The following is a 7,010-nucleotide window of genomic DNA, read 5'->3' on the forward strand; positions in this document are numbered from 1 at the left end:
GGAGCCGACCTGGAGGTCGGCTCTCCGGCCCGGCTGCGGCCCGGCTCTGGACTGGCAAGTCCTTCGCTGCCGCGCTTTGACTGGTGCCGAGGCGCTGCCTCGGCACCGCGATTGGCGGCTCTGCCGCCGGTGCACGGCGGTGTTGACTGGAGTGTTGACCTCCTGGTCAACACCGACCCGGCGCGAGAACAGTGCGCTCATGATTCCGATTGGAGGTTCCGTGCCTGACATGATCTACCTGCTCAACACGCCCATTCTCACCGCCTATGGCGATTTCCGGTTTACCGGGCCGATCGAGCCCGATGACGCTCGGCAGCGGCTGCGGCCCGGCTTCACGTCGGCGGTCGGGCATGAGCCTTCGGCGGCGTTTCTTGCCGCGCTGCTCGGCCTCGAGGTGCCGGTGCGCCGGGTGAGCATCGAGATGCAGCCGGGCGATGCAGCGTTGGTGCTGCGGCTGCGCCGACGGCTGCCCGAGGGCAAGCTGCTGAGCCAAGAAGAGATGGCGGCGGTGCCCTTCGAGCTGGGTTGGCTGGAGCGGCTGGCGTGATTGCCGAGGCTTGCGGCGCCGACCACAGCCGCGGTCGCCTGCGTCGTTAGTGCACCATGACGCAAATCCCGAGTCCGTTTCGGGTCGTTGTCGTTGTCGTAATCGTCTGCCGCGGACTCTTGATGACGACCACGACCACGACCACGACAACGAGGGCAACCGGCTCGGAATTTCCGCAGCGGAGCACTCGTCAGGCCATCCCCGCCTGGCACCGTCACGGCTGGAAGCCCTGACGACGCATGGGACCGGCCGCGCTGATCGGGATAGGGATCAAGGTCGCGCGCGTGACAATGGCAATGCCGGGCCGCGCCGGCTCATCCGAGCCGACACTGAGCAATTGACGGAAAGGTATGCGACCGATGTGGAAGACAACCAGCGATTTCATTGCGACCTATCTCGATCCGGTAGGCATCGTGCTCGGGCTCGTCATCGCCGTGCCCGTGTTCTGGACCTGGTGGGAGGTGAGCTTCGGGCGCCGACGGCGGGAGCGCCGCTGGTTCCGGGAATTCGCCAAGCGGCCGGGCGCCTGTCCCGGGATACTGATCGTCGATCTGCGCAGCGGCCTCGACGTCAAGTCCAGCGTCGAGCGCTTTCGCCGGGGCCGGGACGAGCTGCGCGACATCCCCGCGGATCGGGTCTTCAGCATCACGCGGGACAAGCACCTAGGCCCCGACGACATGCCGGACCTGCATCGGGAGCTGCGCGATACGGCGCGCCAGATCGCCGCGGGTGGCACCGACACGCTGCATTACTTCCATGCCGGCCCGGCGTGCCTTGCCGCGGTCGTCGGCGCCGAGTTCGCGAATACCTGCCGGGTCATCCTGTGGCAGTACGGCGCGGGCGAGTACACCAGCTTCGGCCCCCTGCGCCTCATCTCATGACCGAAGGCCAATCCATGCGCAGTGACGCTGCCGCCGGGGATGACGCGGCACGGGCCCAGGCCCATCTGGTCCTCGTCTCCGCCCAGCCCACGCCGAACCTGACCCCGGTGCTGGACCCGGCGGTGCGCCCGGCACGGGTGGTGCTGCTGGTCAGCCCGGATATGGAGCAACGGGCGGATTGGCTCGCCGCGGTGCTGGTGCGCCGCGGCGTGCGGGTCGATCGCTGGCCGGTCGAGCAGGCGTGGAACCTGGAGCATGTCCAGTTCCGCGTGCTGGAGCTGCTGGAGTCGGAACCGGCCTTGGTTGAGCGCGGCGGCATCGCACTGAACGTCACCGGCGGCACCAAGCTCATGGCCATTGCCGCCTTCGATGTGTTTCGCGCCTACGCGCTGCCCATCTTCTACGTGCATCCGGGGCAGGATCGCCTCATCTGGCTGCACCCGAGCGAGCGGCCCGGCCTCGACCTGGCGGACCGCCTGCGCTTGGACGACTTCCTGGCCGCGCATGGCGCCACGCTCATTGCCCGCGAAGACGCCGCGGTGCCGGTCGAGCGGCGCGCGCTCACCGATTGGCTGGTGGCGCAGAACGAGCGCATCGGCCGGCAGCTCGGCACGCTGAACTGGCTGGCCGGCGCCGCCGAGGGCACGCTTCTCTCGCCCGCCTTGGACCGTCGGCAAACGCGCGACGCGGCGCTCGCCGAGCTGCTGGGGCGCTTCGCGGACGCCGAGCTCCTGCGTGTCGAGGGCGACCGGCTGCGCTTTCCGGATGAGCCGGCGCGCTTCTACGTCAACGGCGGCTGGCTGGAGGGGCACGTCTACGCCGTGCTGCGCGAGCTGCGCGGCGAGGTGCCGCAGATGCAGGATCTGGCGCGCTCGGTGCAGATCGTCAGGGCCGGCGCGCGCGGCGAGGCGGTGCCGAACGAGCTGGACGTCCTTTCCCTGGTGGACAACCGGCTCTACACCGTGGAGTGCAAGACCCGCCAGTGGGGCGACAGCCAAGTTGCCGGACCGGGCGCGAATGCCCTGTATCGGCTTGACAGCCTGGGCGACCTGCTCGGCGGACTGCTGGCCCGCACCATGCTGGTCAGCTATCGCGTGCTACCCGATCACGTGCTGACCCGCGCCGCGGACCTGCGCATCGAGGTCTGCGCCGGTGGCCGGCTGCCCGAGCTGCCGGCGGTGCTGCGGCGCTGGATCGACCCCGCCCGGCGCCCGCCCGCGCCGGGCGCGTAGCCCGGGCTTCCAGCCCGGGTGCAAGCGCATCATCCGTAACCTGGGCTTCCAGCCCTGGTGCAAACGCATCATCCGTAACCCGGGCTTCCAGCCCGGGTTCGCCCAGGCCAGCATGGCCTGACGACATGGTCGGCGCGCCCTCGTGGCGGCAGTGATGACCAACCCCCCCAAAACCGCAACCTTGCAGTTTCGGCAAGCCCGGGCCGCGGCGCCTAACCTCGCCGCATGCCAAATCGCACCCTTCACATCGCCGCTTACGACATCGCCGACGACGGCCGGCTGCGCGAGGCGCTGACGCTCCTCAAGCGCTACGCCAGCGGGCGGCAGAAGTCCGTGTTCGAGTGCTTTCTGACGCCGGCCGAATGCGGCGCCCTGCTGGCCGGGGTGAAGGCCATTCTGGATCCGCTGGAAGACCGCTTCGCGCTGCTGCGCCTGGAGCCCCGCGGCAAGTGCCGTGTGCTCGGCCGCGCCGTGGTGCCGGCAGACCCGCCCTGGTTCTACGTGGGATAAAGACCATGACAACCCTCTATCTCGACCGCCGCGACCTCACCCTGACGCTCGAGGGCCAAGCCCTTGCCGTGTATGCCGGTGACGAGCGCCGCGGCACCGTGCCGCTGCATCTGCTCGAGCGCATCGTCATGCTGAGCGCCGTGTCGCTCAAAAGCAGCCTGCTCGCGCGGCTCGCCGACGCCGGTGTCGGCATCGTCGCCTTCGGCGGCCAGTTCCAGCGCAAGAGCGCCTTCGTGCACGGCAAGGGCCACAACGACGGCGCCCGCCGCGTCGGCCAATACCACCGCTACCAAGACGCCGAGTGGTGCCGGGCCTGGGCGCGGCGGCTGGTGCGCGGCAAGGTGATTCGCCAGCAGCGGCTGCTGCGCCGTGCGCTCGCCGAGCGCGCGGACCTGCGCCATCCGCTGCGCCAGGCCCTGGAGCGCCTCAGCGCCGCCGGCGCCCGGCTGCGCACCGAGCCGGCGCTGGAACTGGACACCCTGCGCGGCATCGAAGGTGCCGCCGCCGCGGCCTACTTCGGCGCCTACACCCGGCTCTTCGCGCCCGCGCTCGGCTTCACCGGCCGCAATCGCCGGCCGCCGAAAGACCCGGTCAACGCCGTGCTGTCGCTCGCCTACACCCTGCTGCACCACGAGGCCGTGCGCGCCTGCCACAGCGCCGGCCTGGACCCCATCATCGGCTTCTATCACCGGCTCGACTTCGGCCGCGAATCCTTGGCCTCCGACCTCATCGAGCCGCTGCGCCCCGCCGTGGACGACTGGGTCTGGGGCCGATTTCGCGCGCGCGAGCTGCGCCCCGAGCACTTCACGCAGGACGGCGACGCCTGCCTGCTCGGCAAATCCGGCCGAGCCCACTTCTATGCCGCCTGGGAGGCATTCGCGCGCCCGCGCCGGCGGCTGCTGCGCCGCTTCGTCCGCGCGCTGGCCGTCGAGCTCGCCCGCGCCGTGCCCGCCGCCCCGGCGCCCGCCGACAACCCCGATGACGCGCCGCCGCCGTTCTGAGCTCACCGACCGCCGCGCAGCCCCCAGGGTACGCCGGCTTCAGCCGGCCTAACTGGGTACGCCGGCTTCAGCCGGCCAGCCACTCCCGGGTACGCCGGCTTCAGCCGGCCCCGCACCCGCAACGGACAACACCCCACCAAACCCCATCCGCCTCAAGGACCCCCCAGATGATCGTCTACACCACCGCCGAGCCCGACCGCGACGCCCCGGCGTGTCCCGCCACCGACGCCCGGTCGCTTTACCTCGCCGGCACCGCCGACACCCGCGTCGCCCTCGACGGCCCCGCGCTCGCCGTGCAGCAGGGCGAGCAGGCCGAGCAGCTCTTTCCGTTGCAACGCGTCGCCCGCGTTTACAGCGGCGCCGCGGTTGCCTGGGACACCGCAGCACTGCTCGCCTGCGCCGAGCGCGGCATCGGCGTTGTCTTTGTCGACGCCGACGGCGACATCGCCGCCCGCCTGCTCGGCCGCCCCGGCGCCCGCGACGAGCTGCTGCACCGCCTGCGCGAATTCCTGCTCCTGCCCCAAGCCCCGGCGCGCTACCGCCATTGGTTGGACGGCATGCGCCGACGGCTCGCGTGGTGGGCCTGCATGAAGCTCGACGCCCCCGACCAACAGCGCGACCCGCGCCGCGCCCGGCTCTGGCTGGAGCAGCGCGCCGCCGCCTATGCCGGCGCCTCTGCCGCCGAGCACACCCGCCAATGGCTGCGCACCCTCGCACACCAGCGCGCCGAGTCGCACCTGCTCGACCTCGGCTTCGGCACCGCCACCGAGCTGGGCCAAGCCGGCGAGCCCAACCTGGCCCGCGACCTCGCCGAGCTGCTCAACTGGTACCTCCAGCCGCCGCGCCTCAACTGGCTGCGCCGTCGCCAAGCCGCCGCCCGCCAGCGCGGCGAGCCCCTGCGCGCGCCGCGCCATGCCGACGCCGTGCGCCTGTTCGAGTCCCGCTCCGTGCGCGTCGAAGCCCGGCTCCGCGACCTGAGCGGCAGCCTGCATCGCTGGCTCATCGACCAAGCCTGATCGAAGGTCCGCACCATGGCCGCCAACCAGCCTCGCCTGCATCTGCTCGCCTACGACATCGCCGACCCCAAGCGACTCACCCAAGTGCACCGCACCGTGCGCCGCTACGGCCTGCCGCTGCAATACTCCGTCTTCATCGTGCCGGCGACCGCCGCGCGCATGGAAGGCCTGCTCGCCGAGTTGGCCGATATCATCGAGCCCGCCGAGGACGACATCCGCGTCTACCCCCTGCCCAAGAACCCCGACATCGTTCACCACGGTCGGCAATGGCTCGCCGAAGGCATCCAGCTCCTCGGCGACGACCCCCTCGGCCGCCTCAACGCAGCGCTTGCGGACCCCGCCGACGCCGACTAAAGTCAACCGCGGAAACCTTGCGAAAAGGGCCGGCGATCGACTGTCCGACCAGCGAAAAGCGACAGCGCGCTGGCACCCAAGCCCCAGCGCGGGCGCAAGAGCCGACGCGCCTCGTCCCGGCGCGGTGTACCGTGATCAACCAGGTTCTCGTCAAGCCCATGGCAGCACACGCAACAACAACTTTCCGCAGCCCCGAAAGCCCGGCAACCCCCGCCGCAAGCCCCTGTAACCACAGCGCTTTCGGCGCCGGGCTCGCCGAACCAATGACCCGCTCAAAAGGGGATTAAGACACAGGGATGCACAGAAAGTGCGCGGGAAACACCCGCCGAACCAATGACCCGCTCAAAAGGGGATTAAGACGCGCATGTCGAGCAAGCGCTGCATGCTCTCAACCGCCGAACCAATGACCCGCTCAAAAGGGGATTAAGACTGCTGCAAAGGCGCTCGTATTGCGGGCGCAGGAGACGCCGAACCAATGACCCGCTCAAAAGGGGATTAAGACCGCGGACAGACGACAGGGATGCACAGAAAGTGCGCGCCGAACCAATGACCCGCTCAAAAGGGGATTAAGACGAGTTGCTTTGTTGCCATGATGATTCCCCAAGGTGCGCCGAACCAATGACCCGCTCAAAAGGGGATTAAGACCCCCAGCTTGGCGCGCGCGCCACTGTGCGGACAGGACGCCGAACCAATGACCCGCTCAAAAGGGGATTAAGACAGTTATAGACGGGGTAAGAGCGGATCATTTGCTTGCGCCGAACCAATGACCCGCTCAAAAGGGGATTAAGACAGGGAGACGGTGTAATACAGCGGCGCGAGACGCCGAACCAATGACCCGCTCAAAAGGGGATTAAGACGCTTGCCGTGCGTCCGTTGGGATAACCCATAGCCGCCGAACCAATGACCCGCTCAAAAGGGGATTAAGACCTTAGAGTCCAGGTCGTTGCGGAGGGGGAACTGTCGCCGAACCAATGACCCGCTCAAAAGGGGATTAAGACGCGGTTTGCGTCTGGTTACGTCTGGTTACGTTGCGCCGAACCAATGACCCGCTCAAAAGGGGATTAAGACTAAACACTGCACCCGCTTTCCGGGCTGCGTACACCGCCGAACCAATGACCCGCTCAAAAGGGGATTAAGACGCAGTGGTCATCTCCTTGTCCAGTCCAGCAGGCCCGCCGAACCAATGACCCGCTCAAAAGGGGATTAAGACGCGGCTGAGTTCCTGTAAGGAGCAGCCGCACCTCGCCGAACCAATGACCCGCTCAAAAGGGGATTAAGACGATGAAGTCTTGTTTGTTCATCTCTTGTGTCTCCCGCCGAACCAATGACCCGCTCAAAAGGGGATTAAGACGTCACACAGCTCCCTGATGTCGTGCTCGGCGGCGCCGAACCAATGACCCGCTCAAAAGGGGATTAAGACGGGAAAATGCTCGGTGACCAGGCATTGAGAGGACGCCGAACCAATGACC

7 protein-coding genes and 1 CRISPR repeat array are annotated in these 7,010 nt (G+C 68.4%); all 7 genes read left to right on the plus strand.

What is annotated here, in order from left to right:
- Positions 1 to 229: 229 nt before the first annotated feature.
- The 7 genes from ML01_RS26245 (at position 230) to cas2 (ML01_RS26275) (ending at position 5,541) form a co-directional block, all read left to right on the plus strand.
- The gene (locus ML01_RS26245) at positions 230 to 547 is read left to right on the plus strand and encodes an STIV orfB116 family protein (RefSeq protein WP_058558328.1); all 318 of its coding nucleotides are present in this window, start codon (positions 230 to 232) and stop codon (positions 545 to 547) included.
- Between the two features lie 359 nt (positions 548 to 906).
- A complete protein-coding gene (locus tag ML01_RS26250; RefSeq protein ID WP_058558329.1) occupies positions 907 to 1,428 on the plus strand; it encodes an SAVED domain-containing protein in 522 nt (173 codons plus the stop codon).
- Positions 1,425 to 2,660 carry a Card1-like endonuclease domain-containing protein gene (locus ML01_RS26255; RefSeq protein WP_058558330.1) on the plus strand — a complete coding sequence of 412 codons (1,236 nt, stop codon included), beginning with the start codon at positions 1,425 to 1,427 and terminating at the stop codon, positions 2,658 to 2,660. Before ML01_RS26250 ends, ML01_RS26255 begins: the two co-directional genes overlap by 4 nt.
- Positions 2,661 to 2,885: 225 nt before the next feature.
- Complete coding sequence (gene cas2 / locus ML01_RS26260; RefSeq protein ID WP_058558331.1) at positions 2,886 to 3,170, plus strand: CRISPR-associated endonuclease Cas2; 285 nt, start codon at positions 2,886 to 2,888, stop codon at positions 3,168 to 3,170.
- A gap of 5 nt (positions 3,171 to 3,175) precedes the next feature.
- Positions 3,176 to 4,171, plus strand: a complete 996-nt coding sequence (cas1, locus tag ML01_RS26265; RefSeq protein ID WP_058558332.1) for a CRISPR-associated endonuclease Cas1 — start codon at positions 3,176 to 3,178, stop codon at positions 4,169 to 4,171.
- 167 nt (positions 4,172 to 4,338) lie between these two features.
- The gene (locus ML01_RS26270; RefSeq protein WP_058558333.1) at positions 4,339 to 5,187 is read left to right on the plus strand and encodes a CRISPR-associated endonuclease Cas1; all 849 of its coding nucleotides are present in this window, start codon (positions 4,339 to 4,341) and stop codon (positions 5,185 to 5,187) included.
- Positions 5,188 to 5,202: 15 nt separating this feature from the next.
- On the plus strand, positions 5,203 to 5,541 hold the full coding sequence (gene cas2, locus ML01_RS26275) for a CRISPR-associated endonuclease Cas2 (protein ID WP_058558334.1): 339 nt from the start codon (positions 5,203 to 5,205) through the stop codon (positions 5,539 to 5,541).
- A 253-nt stretch (positions 5,542 to 5,794) separates the two neighbouring features.
- Positions 5,795 to 6,961: direct repeats of the CRISPR family, unit length 37 nt; unit sequence CGCCGAACCAATGACCCGCTCAAAAGGGGATTAAGAC.
- Positions 6,962 to 7,010: the final 49 nt, after the last annotated feature.

It is taken from the genome of Thiohalocapsa sp. ML1 (assembly GCF_001469165.1).
In the GTDB taxonomy this organism is placed as follows: domain Bacteria; phylum Pseudomonadota; class Gammaproteobacteria; order Chromatiales; family Chromatiaceae; genus Thiohalocapsa.